Here is a 12,955-nt window from a genome sequence, read left to right as displayed (position 1 = left end):
CGAAGTCGAACCGCTCCACCGCCTCCACGAGCCCGAACATCCCGTAGCTCACCAGGTCGTCGAACTCCACGTACGGCGGCAGCATGACGGCCAGGCGCCCCGCCACGTGCTTCACCAGCGGCGCGTACTCCAGGATGAGTTGCTCCCGGATCTCGGGCGAGCGCGTCTTCCTGAACCTCTTCCACAGCCGCGCCAGCCTCGGCGATATGGCAGGCGTCGCCAGTTCGGCCTCAGGCTGTGCCACCCCTCCACGCCTCCCTAAAGAACTGCGCTCATGCTCGTCACAGAAGGCCCATGCGCCGCATCTCCGCCTGACGGCGCAGCACGAAGCGGATGATGCGATCCCGGTCCGGCTCCGCGATCTCCACGAACTTCAGCGCCACGCCGAACCCTCCACCCTGGTCTTCGCCGAGCGCCTGAACGCGCACCACCTCCGCGACCGCTTCCACGGTGCTCTCGGGGAGTTCGATGGCCACGCTGAGAAGCTGGCCCACGCCGGGCGGATGGGTTGCCCAGATGACGAGACCGCCGCCGCCCAGGTCCCGGCTCTCCGTCTCCACCCAGCGAAGGACCTGCCGATCCGCCCGCCGGGTCGGCCGCCACCGGACGGGCACCATGACGTTGACCCTGGTCCAGCTCCGCAGCTGGATGCGCTGCCACTGCGGCATCGCCAGGACCAGCATGAGCACGCCGTTCTCCTCGCGGTTGGCCAGCACTTCCGTATGCCCCTCAAAGCGAGCCCCCCGGGCCGGGTCGCTCCTGAGCACGTGCACGATGACCCGGGTGCCGGGCGGGAGCTGGAGCCGAGCACCCAGATGTATGGGCGCTGCCAGCGCGAGCCGGTTGTCGGTCAGCCCCTCGACCCTCGTGCGGTATCGCCCCGCCATGGGGCCTTCGGGCACCTCCATGTCCACCAGGTCGTTGACGGCGACGGGCGCTGGTTCGGACGGCACGATGGGTGCGCCTCCTTCATCTGGTCAGGCGAACCATTCGCCGCAGTGCGCCGCTGAGTCCTCCCCCGGATGTGACCGCTGGAAGCTCCAGCAGCCTGCGCGCCACCTCCCGGACGCCCCGCGCCGCAGGGCTGCGCGGCCAGCCGCGCAGGAGCGGCACCTGGTCCAGCACCGCTCGAGAGACAGCCGGGTCGTGGGGTACCGCCCCCAGCAGGGACAGCTCCACGCCGAGAAACCGGCCGGCCACGGCCTTGAGGCGGCCCGCCACCCGCATGCCTTCATCGGCGTTGCGGCACATGTTGACCACCAGGTGCAGCCGTGCCGCCGAACGGGTGCGGGTCAACACCTTGACGAGGCCATACGCGTCGGTGACGGAAGTCGGCTCCGGCGTCGCCACCACGATCACCTCGGGCGAGGCCTGCAGAAACGCCATCACCTGCTCGCCGATGCCCGCGCCCGTGTCGATCAGCATCACGTCCACCAGCCGGTCAAGCCGCCGCAGTTGGCCAAGCAGCCGCTGCAGCGCCTCGCCGCGCATCGAGGCCAGCTCCATGAGCCCCGAGGCGCCCGGGAGCACCAGCAGCCCGTCGGGGTCGCGACAGAGGGCCTGTTCGAGCGTGCACGTGCCGTCCGCCACGTGACCCAGGTGGTACTGGGGCACGAGGCCCATCAGGATGTCCACGTTGGCCATGCCCAGGTCCGCGTCCACCAGGGCGACGCGGCGGCCCAGTTCCTGCAGAGCCAGGCCCAAATTGACGGCCAGGCTCGTCTTTCCCACGCCGCCTTTGCCGCTGCTCACCGCGACCACCCGGGCCAGGCGGCCGTACGGAGTGGACAGGTCCGCCGTCTCATCCCTCGTCGCGAGCGGTTCGCTTCGCCGGCTCAGCACGAGCTCCCGCAGCGAGGAGGCCTGGTCAAAACGCCGGGAAAAGAACTCCGCCACGGCTTACCCACCCCCGTCGCTCACCGGCGCCCGCTCGCCGGCCGGTGTATGGCGTTCGCCAGGAAGCTCCGACTCCGGGATCCAGTCGCGCAGAAGCCACCTCGCCACCGTGTTGCCGTCGGCCACCTCGATGTCGTCCGGAACCGTCTGGCCCGTGGTGATGAACGCGAGCGGCTGTCCGGCCCACCGCGGCGCGTTCAGCAGGGCGCCGCGCCGGCGGGTCTCGTCCACCTTGGTCACGATCACCCCGGAGGGTTTCAGCGGCCGGTAGGCCTCGACCATCTCCATCAGGTCGGCCTGGCGGGCGGCCGCCGGCACCACCAGCATGACGGCGGTCTCGCCGGCCAGCGACCGGGTCAGAGCCAGCGTCTGCTCCAGCTTCCGCCGGTCTGACGGGCTGTGGCCGGCGGTGTCGATGAGTACCAGTTCCTGGGTAGCGGCACGGCAGATGTCCCGCAGTTGCTCCGAATCCTGGGCAACCCACAGGGGCAGGCCGGTGAGTTCGGCGTAGGTGCGCAGTTGATGAACGGCCCCGATTCGAAACGTGTCGGCCGTTACGAGTCCGACCTGCCAGCCGCCGATGAGGGCGAAGTTAGCGGCCAGCTTGGCCAGCGTGGTGGTCTTGCCGACGCCCGTGGGACCTACCAGCATGACGAAGCGCGGGTGACGGTCGCGCTCCCACAGCGGCGCGGTGGGCACGCTGGATTCGACCTGCTCGAGCAGGGCCCGGACCATCTTCATCCCGCTCGATCTCGCAAGGAGCGCCGCCTTCTGAACCATCTCCCACGCCAGCGACGCCTCCACGTCGCACTGCGTGAGGCGGTCGAACCAGACGGTCTCCTGGGCCCGCAGGTCCGGAGCAGAACGCCCGGCTGCGGCCGGCGGGGCAGGGCGGTTGGCGTGCGAGTTCGAGCCGATGCCGTCCAGGGGGGCCTGGCGGCCCGGCGGCACAGGTGCCCGGGGCGCGCCGGCGCGGGGCTCTGCGGGCCGGGGCGGCGCGGGGGGATGCACGGCGGTGCGGGGCTCGACGGCCGCGATGACCTCGACCCCCTCCTGGCCCCACGGCCGCCACCAGGAACGGAGGCGCCGCGTCTGGACGATCAGGGCACCGTCACCCATCTCCTCCCGGACCCTTTCCAGGGCCTGCTGCATGGATGGGGCTACGTAGCGCTTAATTCGCATCGGGGGCCTCCACTACCCCTTCGCTTGCTATCTGCACGCCGGGAGCGATCTCCCCGTAGGAGACCACCGGCAGGCGCGGCAGGCTTCGCTCGATTAGCCGGCGCAGGTAGCGCCGCACCGACGGCGAGCAGAGCACGACGGCCTGTCTACCCCGAGCCGCCGCCTGTTCCTGGGCCGTCGCCAGCCTCGTAACGAGCTGCTGAACGAAACCGGGGTCCAGAAGGGCGGCCGGCGAGGCGGCCAGCTCCTCCAGCCGCTGCTCCAGGGCAGGCGCCAGGGTGATGACGGGGATGACGCCCTCTTCGTCGGCGTAAAGGCGGGAGATGTGCCGGGCCATCGCGCTCCGCACCCGCTCGGTCAGGCTGTCGATGTCCCGGGTCTCCCGCGCCGAGTCGGCCAGGGCCTCCAGGATGGTCACCAGGTCCCGGATGGGGATGCCCTCCCGCAGGAGGTTCTGCAGCACCTTCTGAACCTCGCCAACGCTCGAAAGCTCGGGGATGAGCTCCTCCACGACGGCCGCGTTGGTGGTCTTCACGTGGTCGATGAGCGCGCGCGTCTCCTGACGCCCCAAAAGCTCGGCAGAGTAGCGGCGCAGCAGTTCGCTCAAGTGGGTGGCGAGCACCGACGGCGCGTCCACCACGGTGCACCCCAGAAGCTCGGCCTGGTCTCGCACCTCCTGCGAGATCCAGACCGCCGGAAGCCCGAAGGCCGGCTCCCTGGTGCGCACGCCGGCCAGCCTGTCCAGCGCCTCGCCGGAATCCATGGCCAGCAGGTGGTTGGGCATCAGCTCGCCGCGGCCGATCTCGACGCCCCGCAGCTTGATCACGTACGCGTTGGGCTTGAGCTGCATGTTGTCCCGGATGCGGATGGGCGGCACCACCACCCCGAGCTCCAGCGCCACCTGGCGGCGCACCATGGTGATGCGGTCGAGGAGCTCGGCGCCGTGCGCCTGGTCCACCAGGGGAATCAGACTGTAGCCGATCTCCAGTTCCACGGGGTCGGTCTGGAGCAGGCTCATGACGGCCTCAGGGCGCTTGGCTTCCTCGCGCTCCCGGGCGAGCGCCGCCACCCGCTCCCGTTCGCGGGACTGGTGCTCCTGGCGAGTCAAGAGGTATGCCGCCCCGGCTGACAGCCCCGAAAGGGCCAGGAACGGCAGCGTCGGCAGCCCGGGCACCATGGCCAGCACCAGCAGCACCCCGGCAGCTGCGCCCAGCGTTCGGGGCTGGCTGAATAGCTGGTGGGTCAGGTCGCGGCCCATGTTCTCCTCGGAGGCGGCCCGGGTGATGATGATGCCGGTGGCCGTCGAGATGAGCAGCGCAGGGATCTGGGTCACGAGACCGTCGCCCACGGTCAAAAGCGTGTAGCGGCGCAGCGCCTCGGTCAGGTCGTATCCCTTCTGGACAACGCCGACGCCGAGCCCGCCCAGGATGTTGATCAGGGTGATGACGACGCTGGCGATGGCATCGCCCTTGACGAACTTGCTGGCGCCGTCCATCGCTCCGTAGAAGTCCGCCTCACGCTCGATGGCGCGCCGGCGCGCCCGCGCCTCCTGTTCGGTGATGAGTCCGGCGTTCAGGTCCGCGTCGATGCTCATCTGCTTGCCGGGCATGGCGTCCAGCGTGAAGCGGGCTGCCACCTCGGCCACGCGTTCGGCGCCGCGGGTGATCACGATGAACTGGATGACCACAAGGATGAGGAAGATCACGAAGCCGACCAGGTAGTTGCCGCCCACGACGAACTGCCCGAATGCCTGGATGATGCGGCCGGCGTAGCCGTTGAGCAGGATGAGGCGTGTGGACGAGATATTGAGGGCAAGCCGGAAGAGCGTCGCGACCAGCAAGAGCGACGGGAAGACCGAGAACTGGAGCGGGTCCTTGACGTTCATCGTCAGAAGCAGAATGAGAAGCGACAACGTGATGTTGGAGGCCAAAAGCAAGTCGAGCAATCCGGGCGGCATCGGGATGACCATCATCATCACGATGGCCACGACCGCGAGGAAGACCGCGGCGTCCGAATAGCGGACTGCCTGCATCAGAGAACGTCCGGTGGTGGTACGCTGTCCTACCGCCATTTAAGCCGCTACCCCTCCCTCACGGTTCCGGAAGTCCACGCGGGGCGCCCGGCGGCTCGCCTTCCTGCGCGGCGCAGCCGGTACACGTAAGCCAGAACTTCCGCGGTGGCACGGTAAAGCTCGGGTGGGATGGACTGGCCCACCTGGACGGCGTCGTACAGCGCCCAGGCGAGCGGCGGGTTTTCGACGACGGGCACGCCAAACTTCTGCGCGGCGTCGATGATGCGGGAAGCCATCAGGTCCTGCCCTTTGGCCACCACCACCGGGGCGTCCATCCTCGCCTCGTCGTACTCCAGCGCCACCGCCACGTGCGTCGGGTTGGTGACCACCACGCTGGCGTTCGGCAGCCGCTGCATCATGCGCTGCATGGCGAGCTGGCGCATGCGGCTGCGGATGCGGCCCCGCACGTGGGGGTCGCCTTCGGTCTGCTTCAGTTCGTCCAGCAGTTCGTGGCGGCTCATGCGCAGGCTCTGCTCGTACTCCCACCGCTGGTAGGCGTAGTCGGCAAGCCCGACGACCAAGAGCGCCAGGCCCATGTGCAGCAGTTCCTGGAAAGCCACCTCCGCCACGAACGCCGCCCCCGCCAGCACCTGCATGGCCACGAGGTCGGAGGCGGCGGTGACCACCTGCTGGATGAACCTCCAGGCGGCCCACCCTACCACCACTGCCTTGGCGGCCGACTTCGCCAGCTCGAACGCGCCCCGCAGCGAGAAGATGCGCCGGAGCCCGGCGAGCGGATCGAGGCGCGACAGCTGCGGCGTAAGCGGCGTAGACGAGGTCAAAAAACCTACCTGCGCGATCTGAGCGGCGAGCCCCGCCACCACCAGCACGCCCACCACCGGGAGCACGCCTCGTGCCGCCGCAAGTCCAAGCCATCCCATCTGGCGCAGGGTATCCACGGTCATCTCCTGCTGCCAGAACGCACCCCCCCAGAACTCAGAGGCCAGGCGGCCAGCGTCGCCGATCAATACCCCGGCGGCCGCCTTGAGCACCAGCGCGCCGGCCAGCGCCACGACCGCCATGCCCAGATCCATGCTCCGGGCAACCTGCCCCCGGCGGCGCGCCTCCTGACGGCGGCGCGGCGTGGCGGGCTCCGTGCGCTCGCCGTCGGCAAAGCGCTGCAGATCGAACGGGGGCAGCCACTTCGCCTGCACTACTGGCCCGAGAGGGCCTGGGCCATCCGGAGCACCCATGCCCACATCTCCCCCCCGCGCCCGAAAGCGCCGGCCAGCACGTTGGTGAACGACGGCAGCGCCAGCAGGATGGCGCCGAACCCCAGCAGGATCTTGGCCGGGAACCCCACCACGAAGACGTTGAGCTGCGGAACCGCCCGCGCCACCACCGCCAGCGCCACGTCGGCAAGGAAGAGCGCGGCCATGACCGGCGCCCCCAGGCGGATCCCCAGCACGAAAGAACCGGCGAAGGCGTCCACGGCACCGTCCAGAAGCGCCCCGCCCGCCGAGGGCGCGCCCGGCGGCACCAGGCGCAGGCTGGCGGCGAGCGACCGGATCATCTCGTGGTGTCCGTTGACCCCGAAGAAGATGAGCGTCGCCAGCAGCACCTGAAACTGGCCGATCAGGGGCATCTCCTGCCCGGTCGTGGGGTCCATGACGTTGACCACGCTAAACCCCATCGGGAGGTCCACCAGCTGGCCTGCCAGCAGCACCGCGCCGAACAGCACGTTGACCCCGAACGCCATCACGAGCCCGGCGGCCACCTCACGGGCGACGGCGTACGCCCATGCAGCCCAGGCCGGGCCGCCGGCGTCGGCGGCGTACAGCGACTCCAGCCAGGCCCCCTGCGGTGCCAGCGGCAGCAGCAGAAACGCCACGACGCCGGACAGCCCCAGGCGAACGAGCCCCGGCACCCCGGGCTGCGCGAAGGCCGGCCGGGCCCCGAAGAAGAGGGCCGACGTCCGCACCCATATCAGCAGGAACGCCGCCAGTGAACCCATGCCGCTCGCCACTGTCCCCCATCTCGGGCCGGGCTTTTCCTAGCCAATGAACGCCGTCAGGTTGCCTAAGATCCGCTCGGAGAAGTCGAGCATAACGCGCAACATCCAGGGGCCGAAGACGAGCATCCCGCCAAAGACCGCCAGGATCTTGGGAATGAACGCCAGCGTCTGCTCCTGGATCTGCGTGGTGGCCATCAGCAGGCTGACCACCAGGCCCACCGCCAGGGCCAGCCCCACCATCGGCCCCGACACCAAAAGCACCGTGACGATGGCGTCCCGCCCCAGGGAGAGAATCTGCGCTTCGTTCATGTGTCGAGACTGACCCCCCGTCGCCCCTTGCCCGCCGTCGCCCGCCACCGTCCCGTCACCGTACGCTCGTCAGCAGAGCCCGCGTGATCAGGTGCCACCCGTCCACCATGACGAACAGCAGCACCTTGAACGGCAGCGAGATCATCACGGGCGGAAGCATCAACATGCCCATCGACATTAAGGTACTGGCCACGATCATGTCGATAACGAGGAAGGGGATGAAGATCAGGAATCCGATCTGGAAGGCGGTCTTCAGCTCGCTGATGACGAACGCCGGGATGAGAAAGTAGGTGGGCACCTGCTCGCGCCGTTCGGGCCGCGGCGAGCCTGACATCGAAACAAAAAGCTCCAGGTCTTTCTCGCGGGTGTTCCGGAACATGAAGTCCCGCAGGGGCTGCTCTCCCCGGCGGAGGGCCTCCTGCTGCGATATCCGCCCGTCCAGGTAGGGGCCGATGGCCTGGGAGTAAACCTGCTGCCAGGTGGGATACATGGTAAAGAAGGTCAGGAAGAGCGCCAGCCCCACCAGAACCTGGTTGGGCGGTACCTGCGGTGTGGAAAGGGCGTTGCGGACGAAGGAAAGCACCACCACGATCCGGGTAAACGAGGTGACCAGAACCAGAATGGCCGGCGCCAGGCTGAGGATGGTGAGCAACGCGAGGATCTGAAGCGTATTGACCAGGTCCGGCACCCTGGGCGGCTGCCCGTTGAAGCGAAGCTCGATGGAGGGCAGCCGGACCGCCGGCGCAGTCGGGCTGGCAGGGCCGGGCGCTTGTGCCGCGCCCGCAGGCGCGCTCGCGAGCGCCAAAAAAAGCAAGGCCAACGCAAGCGCCCTCAGTGGCGCAACCCGGTCACAGACGTTCGTTTGGCTCATGGGTTGAACGGTCGGAAGCCGCCTGTCCCCTTCCCCACCTGAACCAGCCGGACGCCAGGGTCTGTGCCACACTGCCGCGACCGGCGTGGCGGCGAAAGCCGGCCAGTACCTCTGGGTCGTCGATGGTTGCGATCCGGTGGATCTGCTGCCCCGCCACCCCGATCACCAGTGCCCGGCCGCCCACCTCAACGAGGTAAAGCGCCCGGCCTGGTCCGAGCGGCAGGGTGTCGAGGATGCGCATCATCTGCCTCGACCGGATCCCGCTCCTGCTGCCCACCAGCCGGGTGGTCAGATAAGCCAGGGGCACCAGGACGGCCAGCGCCCCGATCACCCGCAGCAGATCGCCCAGTCCAACTGCTGCCGCGTCCATGGCCTCAGGGCAGGTCCCGCGCGCGGCGGGCCCGCGTCACGATGTCGTTGATCTTCACCCCGAACTTCTCGTCCAGCAGCACGATCTCGCCTCTGGCGATGAGCTTCCCGTTGACGATGACGTCCGCCGGTTCGCCGGCGAGCTTGTCCAGCTCGATGACGGAACCCCTGCGAAGACCCATCACCTCACCCAGCGTCAGTTTCGCCCGGCCGATCTCGACCGAAAGGGTGACGCCCACGTCGAGCAGGAGGTCGAGGTTACCCTCCGGCTCACCCGCGGGTTCCGGCTTCAACTCCCCGAAGCGCACCGGGTGCACCTCGGTGACCGGCGGGAGCGAACCGGGCGCCGGCGGCCGGGCCTGGCCCGCGGGGAGCGTCAGGCGCCCTGGCTCGCCCCGCGCCTTACTGGATGACAAGCTGGGTGTAATAGACGTTCACCACTTTCCCTTTGGACACCAGGCGCTGCAGAACCTCGACCAGCTCCTTGCGCAGGGCTTCGGCGCCCTCCCGGCTGGAGAGGTCCTCGAAGCGCTTGCTGCGCACCACCCCGATGATGGCATCCTGTACTTGAGGCTGGCGGCGCTGCAGCTCGTCGATCACCTCGCGCCGGTCCACCTCGATCACCACGCCGAGCCGGGCGTAACGGATTCCCAGCCCCGGCCCGGGCGCCAGGTTGACGATGAACTCCCCGGCGTCCAGCGTCGGGCCCAGCGGCGCCGGTGCGGCGGCCTCGGCAGAGGCCGCGCGCCGCTCGACGACCTGGGCTGGAGCCTGGGTTGCCTCGGGCGCCCTCGCCGGCACCGAGCGGTTGAACATCAGATAGGCCAGAAAGGCGCTCCCCGTGGAGGCCAGGATGATGAGGGCCAGTGCTGCAACGGCCCAGGCGATGCCCGCCCCTCGCTGCTGGGGCTGCTGTGCTTGAGGAGGCTGCTGCGGCGGCACCTGCGGCTGCTGAACGGCCATCCTCCATCACTCCATCCGTGGCAAAAGCGTCACCGGGCCTGCTCCTCCGTGAGGCCCAGCTTGAGAATCACCACGTCAACCCGGCGGTTCTTCTGGCGGTTGGCCGCCGAAGTGTTGGGAACCAGGGGATGGTACTCCCCGTATCCCGCCGCCGACAGGCGGCGGGGTTCGAGGCCGTGTTTCTCGATGAAGTAGCGCACCACCGTGGTCGCACGGGCCGTGGAGAGTTCCCAGTTGGACGGGAAGCGCTCGTTGTGAATGGGCAGGTTGTCCGTATGCCCCTCTACGCGCACGGGGTTGGGGATTCTCTTCAGCACACCCGCCACCACGCTCAGAACCCGCTGCGATTCGGGCCGCAGGTCGGCCTTGCCCAGGTCGAAGAGCACGCGGTCGGCCATCCGTACCACCAGCCCGCGCTCTTCCGGCACGAGCTGCACGTCGGCCGACACGTTCTCGGCCTCCAGAACACCGCTGAGTTCTCGGTAGACCTGCTCGAGTTGAGCCTGGGAGCCCTGGCCCGCCAGGTTGGGGGAAATGGCGATGGGCGGGTTTCCCACAACGGTTTCCCGCTGGAAGGTGCGGCCCGTCTCCAGAATGCCGACGGACGCCCGGAAAGCCGAAAGCAGCTCCTGGAAGCGCTGCACGTCCACGCTGGAGATGGAGAACAGGATCACGAAAAACGCGAGGAGTTGGGTCACCATGTCCGAGTAGGTGACCATCCACTGGGGGGCTGCCACGTTCACACCGCTCCCGCGGCGGCGCCGCCGGCCGGCGGCGTTACCGGGCCCGGGCACCGGTCGTCACCACCTGCTGGGCCGGCCTGGCAGCGGCCTGCGTCCTGGGCTGGCGTGCGGCCCGCTGCGCGGGCGGCAGGAACGAGCGCAGCTTCTCCTCGACGATGCGCGGGTTCTCGCCGGCCTGGATGGACAGGACGCCCTCGATCATCATCTCCCGCATCATGACCTCTTCGTCGTTCTTGACCCGCAGCTTGCCCGCAATGGGGTTGAAGATGAGATATGCCGACAGCGCCCCGTACAGGGTCGTCAGAAGCGCAAGCGCCAGGGCGGGGCCGACCGTGCTCGGGTCGTCCAGCTTGCCGAGCATGCGGATGAGCCCGACCAGCGTTCCGATCATGCCGAACGCAGGGGCATAGAGCGCCAGCGATTCGAAGAAGGCCTGGCCCTGGCGGTGGCGCTCTTCGATGAAAGTCAACTCGATGTCCATGATGTTGCGGACAAGTTCCGGATCCGTGCCGTCCACCACAAGTTGAATGCCCTTGCGCAGGAACGAATCGTTGAGCTGCTCGGCCTCCTCTTCCATGGCAAGCAGGCCTTCGCGGCGGGCCTTCTCCGCCAGGCGAACGATGAGGCGGATCAGGTCGTCGGCGTTGAACCGGCGCTGCCCGGTCGCGATGCGGACAACGCGCAGGGCGTTTCGCAGGTGCTGGCCCTGGTAGTTGATGATCGTGGCCGCCACCGTGCCGCCCATGACCAGGATGAACGAGGGCAGGTCAAGGTACTGGCGGACGCTTCCGCCGAACGCAATCGCCCCGCCGATGAACCCCAGGCCCATCAGGATACCGAGTATCGTCGTCAGATCCACAGCCGCGCTCCCTGCCCGCCCTGCTTGCTTTTCTACGGTACCTGCCGCTCCGGTGGCCGGGATCCCGCCCGGCCGACGGGCGGCCTCGAAAGTTCGGACAGCTCCGGGCCGGCCACCCGCCGCCGGTTGAACAGGATGACGAGCCCGATCACCTCGTCCACGCTTTCGGCCACCACCAGCTTGCGGCCGCTCACCAGGGAGATGACGGTGTCGGGGGTGGACTCCACCATCTCGATGAGGTCGGCGTTGACGACGAACTCCTTGCCGTCAAGCCGGTGCACCTTGATCGTGAAGCCCACCTCCCTCGTCCGTCTTCACCCGGGCCGGCCTTACAGGGCCGGCCTTCCCAGTCATGACAAACCGCTCACTGCGTTGAACTCAAGTCCTACCGCTTGAGTGTCATCAACTCCTGCAGCAATTCGTCGGACGTCGTGATCACCCGCGAGTTGGCCTGGAACCCGCGCTGGGCCAGGATCAGGTTGGTGAACTCCTGCGACAGGTCCACGTTGGACATCTCCAGGAACCCCGGCACGAGCTTGCCGCGGTTTCCCGAGCTGGGCTGGCCGACGGTCACCGTGCCGGTGTTACCCGAGACCGTGAACAGGGTGTCCGACTGCTTGACCAGGCCTTCCTGGTTCGTGAAGGTGGCCAGCGCGATCTGGCCGAGATCCCGGGTCAGGTCGTTTGAGAACACGCCCTTCAGAACTCCCGCATCATCGATCGTGAACCGCACGAGATAGCCCGGCGCGTAGCCGTTCTGCGACGCCAGGGTGGGGTTGTTCGCCTGGGCGTACTGAGTCATGGCTGCCCAGTTGAGATCGATATCGATGTCGGATGCCCCGTTCGTTAAGGTGAACTGCAGGCCTGGTAAACCAGTAGATGTAGGAGTTTGGGGAGCGCCCGATTGGTCGAAAGAGATAGGAATGGGAAGGCCTCCCGTAGCAGGGTTACCGTCCAGAGTAGCATCACCAGCCTGGATTTCCCACTGGTTGTTATCGGTCTTTGTGAACGTGAGAACTAAAGCGTGGCTGGTACCCAGCGAGTCGTAGACGTCGAACGACATGGTAACTGTGCCATTGATCGGGGTACGACTGTCCAGGTTGCCGGAGAGATACACCTTAGACGTGGCTTGTGCAGGGATGGTGGTCGTGATCGGAAGGGTCAGCGCATCGATGGCCTGGCTGGTATCGACGACGCCCGTCGCCGGATCCGCGTTCCACCCCATCACCTTCATGCCGTTCGCGTAAACCAGGTTGCCGCCGCTGTCCACCGAGAAGTTGCCCGAGCGAGTGTAGTAGCGGGTCGTACCATCCGTCGTGAGCACGAAAAACCCGTTGCCGTCGATGGCAAGGTCCGTGTCACGCCCGGTGGCCTGCGGCGCCCCTTGCGTGAACAGCGTGTCGATGGAACCCGTCGTCACGCCGAGCCCCACCTGCAGCGGGTTGATGCCCCCCTGGTTGCCCAGCGGCCCCCGGGCGCCGCGCAGGAGCTGACTGTATACCTGCTTGAACGTCATGCGTCCGGCCTTGTAGCCGGCCGTGTTGACGTTTGCGATGTTGTCCGCAATCACGTCCATGTCGAGCTGGTGCGTCCGCATGCCCGACACGCCCGAAAACAACGACCGCAGCATGGAAAACCTCCTGCCTCCTTCCGGCCGGGGGCGCCCCCTGGCGCCTCCCGGCGGGGTTCCGGTGCGGCCGCCTCGGTCGTTCGGCGGCCGCCGCTGCAGGCCCCCTCC

16 protein-coding genes are annotated in these 12,955 nt (G+C 68.0%); all 16 read right to left on the bottom strand.

The features are described 5' to 3' along the window. On the bottom strand, positions 1 to 223 hold a 223-nt coding region (locus AB1609_05610; protein MEW6045944.1), incomplete at its 3' end, for a sigma factor. Positions 224 to 281: 58 nt separating this feature from the next. Continuing rightward, positions 282 to 953, bottom strand: coding sequence for a flagellar brake protein (locus AB1609_05605; protein ID MEW6045943.1), 672 nt, complete (start codon positions 951 to 953; stop codon positions 282 to 284). Between the two features lie 16 nt (positions 954 to 969). Continuing rightward, positions 970 to 1,896 carry a MinD/ParA family protein gene (locus AB1609_05600; GenBank protein MEW6045942.1) on the bottom strand — a complete coding sequence of 309 codons (927 nt, stop codon included), beginning with the start codon at positions 1,894 to 1,896 and terminating at the stop codon, positions 970 to 972. 3 nt (positions 1,897 to 1,899) lie between these two features. After that, entirely contained in the window at positions 1,900 to 3,078 is a 1,179-nt protein-coding gene (gene flhF, locus AB1609_05595) for a flagellar biosynthesis protein FlhF (GenBank protein ID MEW6045941.1), read from the bottom strand. Next, on the bottom strand, positions 3,068 to 5,149 hold the full coding sequence (flhA, locus tag AB1609_05590) for a flagellar biosynthesis protein FlhA (GenBank protein MEW6045940.1): 2,082 nt from the start codon (positions 5,147 to 5,149) through the stop codon (positions 3,068 to 3,070). The genes flhF and flhA overlap by 11 nt, the downstream gene beginning before the upstream one ends. A gap of 8 nt (positions 5,150 to 5,157) precedes the next feature. Beyond that, a complete protein-coding gene (flhB, locus tag AB1609_05585) occupies positions 5,158 to 6,342 on the bottom strand; it encodes a flagellar biosynthesis protein FlhB (GenBank protein ID MEW6045939.1) in 1,185 nt (394 codons plus the stop codon). Next, complete coding sequence (locus AB1609_05580; GenBank protein ID MEW6045938.1) at positions 6,303 to 7,103, bottom strand: flagellar biosynthetic protein FliR; 801 nt, start codon at positions 7,101 to 7,103, stop codon at positions 6,303 to 6,305. The genes flhB and AB1609_05580 overlap by 40 nt, the downstream gene beginning before the upstream one ends. A 39-nt stretch (positions 7,104 to 7,142) precedes the next feature. Beyond that, positions 7,143 to 7,412, bottom strand: a complete 270-nt coding sequence (gene fliQ, locus AB1609_05575) for a flagellar biosynthesis protein FliQ (protein MEW6045937.1) — start codon at positions 7,410 to 7,412, stop codon at positions 7,143 to 7,145. Between the two features lie 55 nt (positions 7,413 to 7,467). Beyond that, positions 7,468 to 8,283 carry a flagellar type III secretion system pore protein FliP gene (gene fliP, locus AB1609_05570; protein MEW6045936.1) on the bottom strand — a complete coding sequence of 272 codons (816 nt, stop codon included), beginning with the start codon at positions 8,281 to 8,283 and terminating at the stop codon, positions 7,468 to 7,470. Then, the gene (locus AB1609_05565) at positions 8,261 to 8,653 is read right to left on the bottom strand and encodes a flagellar biosynthetic protein FliO (GenBank protein MEW6045935.1); all 393 of its coding nucleotides are present in this window, start codon (positions 8,651 to 8,653) and stop codon (positions 8,261 to 8,263) included. Before AB1609_05565 ends, fliP begins: the two co-directional genes overlap by 23 nt. 4 nt (positions 8,654 to 8,657) lie before the next feature. Then, a complete protein-coding gene (gene fliN, locus AB1609_05560) occupies positions 8,658 to 9,068 on the bottom strand; it encodes a flagellar motor switch protein FliN (protein ID MEW6045934.1) in 411 nt (136 codons plus the stop codon). After that, a complete protein-coding gene (locus tag AB1609_05555; protein MEW6045933.1) occupies positions 9,055 to 9,615 on the bottom strand; it encodes a flagellar basal body-associated FliL family protein in 561 nt (186 codons plus the stop codon). The genes fliN and AB1609_05555 overlap by 14 nt, the downstream gene beginning before the upstream one ends. 29 nt (positions 9,616 to 9,644) lie before the next feature. Further along, positions 9,645 to 10,409 carry an OmpA family protein gene (locus AB1609_05550; protein ID MEW6045932.1) on the bottom strand — a complete coding sequence of 255 codons (765 nt, stop codon included), beginning with the start codon at positions 10,407 to 10,409 and terminating at the stop codon, positions 9,645 to 9,647. Continuing rightward, complete coding sequence (locus AB1609_05545; GenBank protein MEW6045931.1) at positions 10,393 to 11,217, bottom strand: motility protein A; 825 nt, start codon at positions 11,215 to 11,217, stop codon at positions 10,393 to 10,395. Before AB1609_05545 ends, AB1609_05550 begins: the two co-directional genes overlap by 17 nt. Before the next feature lie 32 nt (positions 11,218 to 11,249). Beyond that, a complete protein-coding gene (locus tag AB1609_05540) occupies positions 11,250 to 11,504 on the bottom strand; it encodes a flagellar FlbD family protein (protein MEW6045930.1) in 255 nt (84 codons plus the stop codon). Between the two features lie 98 nt (positions 11,505 to 11,602). Next, positions 11,603 to 12,847, bottom strand: coding sequence for a flagellar hook protein FlgE (locus AB1609_05535; GenBank protein MEW6045929.1), 1,245 nt, complete (start codon positions 12,845 to 12,847; stop codon positions 11,603 to 11,605). Positions 12,848 to 12,955: the final 108 nt, after the last annotated feature.

The organism is Bacillota bacterium (genome assembly GCA_040754675.1).
GTDB lineage: Bacteria > Bacillota > Limnochordia > Limnochordales > Geochordaceae > Geochorda.
Note: the sequence above shows the minus strand (reverse complement) of the source record. Positions and strands in the feature narration are given on the sequence as shown.

Bases quoted from the DNA above. Each gene is read 5' to 3' on its own strand.
- flhF (MEW6045941.1), bottom strand. From the start codon at position 3,078: ATGCGAATTAAGCGCTACGTAGCCCCATCCATGCAGCAGGCCCTGGAA.
- flhA (MEW6045940.1), bottom strand. From the start codon at position 5,149: ATGGCGGTAGGACAGCGTACCACCACCGGACGTTCTCTGATGCAGGCA.
- flhB (MEW6045939.1), bottom strand. From the start codon at position 6,342: ATGGGTGCTCCGGATGGCCCAGGCCCTCTCGGGCCAGTAGTGCAGGCG.
- AB1609_05580 (MEW6045938.1), bottom strand. From the start codon at position 7,103: ATGGGTTCACTGGCGGCGTTCCTGCTGATATGGGTGCGGACGTCGGCC.
- fliQ (MEW6045937.1), bottom strand. From the start codon at position 7,412: ATGAACGAAGCGCAGATTCTCTCCCTGGGGCGGGACGCCATCGTCACG.
- fliP (MEW6045936.1), bottom strand. From the start codon at position 8,283: ATGAGCCAAACGAACGTCTGTGACCGGGTTGCGCCACTGAGGGCGCTT.
- AB1609_05565 (MEW6045935.1), bottom strand. From the start codon at position 8,653: ATGGACGCGGCAGCAGTTGGACTGGGCGATCTGCTGCGGGTGATCGGG.
- AB1609_05555 (MEW6045933.1), bottom strand. From the start codon at position 9,615: ATGGCCGTTCAGCAGCCGCAGGTGCCGCCGCAGCAGCCTCCTCAAGCA.
- AB1609_05535 (MEW6045929.1), bottom strand. From the start codon at position 12,847: ATGCTGCGGTCGTTGTTTTCGGGCGTGTCGGGCATGCGGACGCACCAG.